At 50.0% G+C, this 1,183-nt stretch carries 1 rRNA gene; it reads left to right on the forward strand.

Features of this window, described 5'->3' with window-relative positions:
- Nucleotides 1–23 precede the first annotated feature (23 nt).
- Nucleotides 24–1,183: ribosomal RNA gene (locus F2P46_RS35875) — 23S ribosomal RNA — on the forward strand; the annotation flags it as partial.

A 1,183-nucleotide genomic window follows, 5' to 3' on the forward strand; every position in this document is an offset into this window, starting at 1 on the left:
CGGAACAGAGGCTAACGTTATAGGGACAAGCGAATAAGTGCACATGGTGGATGCCTTGGCGATTACAGGCGATGAAGGACGTAGTAGCTTGCGATAAGCTGCGGGGAGCTAGCAAACAAGCTTTGATCCGCAGATTTCCGAATGGGGAAACCCGGCCTTTACAGGTCATTGCATACTGAATACATAGGTATGCAAAGCGAACGCGGCGAACTGAAACATCTAAGTAGCTGCAGGAAAATAAATCAACCGAGATTCCCAAAGTAGTGGCGAGCGAAATGGGATGAGCCTGCACGTTTTAGCATGACGCATAGTAGAACGGATTGGAAACTCCGGCCATAGAGGGTGATAGCCCCTTATACGAAATGCGATGTGTGGAACTAAGCGTGCGACAAGTAGGGCGGGACACGAGAAATCCTGTCTGAATATGGGGGGACCATCCTCCAAGGCTAAATACTCGTAATCGACCGATAGTGAACCAGTACCGTGAGGGAAAGGCGAAAAGAACCCCGGAAGGGGAGTGAAATAGATCCTGAAACCGTGTGCATACAAACAGTAGGAGCGGACTTGTTCCGTGACTGCGTACCTTTTGTATAATGGGTCAGCGACTTACATTCAGTGGCAAGGTTAACCGTATAGGGAAGCCGTAGAGAAATCGAGTCCGAATAGGGCGACAGTCGCTGGGTGTAGACCCGAAACCAAGTGATCTACTCATGGCCAGGATGAAGGTGCGGTAACACGCCCTGGAGGTCCGAACCCACTAATGTTGAAAAATTAGGGGATGAGCTGTGGGTAGGGGTGAAAGGCTAAACAAACTTGGAAATAGCTGGTTCTCTCCGAAAACTATTTAGGTAGTGCCTCAAGTATCACCATCGGGGGTAGAGCACTGTTATGGCTAGGGGTTCATTGCGAATTACCAAACCATTGCAAACTCCGAATACCGATGAGTGCGAGCTTGGGAGACAGACGTCGGGTGCTAACGTCCGGCGTCAAGAGGGAAACAACCCAGACCGCCAGCTAAGGTCCCAAAGATTGGCTAAGTGGAAAACGAAGTGGGAAGGCTAAAACAGTCAGGATGTTGGCTTAGAAGCAGCCATCATTTAAAGAAAGCGTAATAGCTCACTGATCGAGTCGTCCTGCGCGGAAGATGTAACGGGGCTAAGCCAGTCACCGAAGCTGCGGATAT

The sequence above is a fragment of the Massilia sp. CCM 8734 genome, from assembly GCF_011682155.1.
Classification (GTDB): domain Bacteria; phylum Pseudomonadota; class Gammaproteobacteria; order Burkholderiales; family Burkholderiaceae_D; genus Telluria_A; species Telluria_A rubra.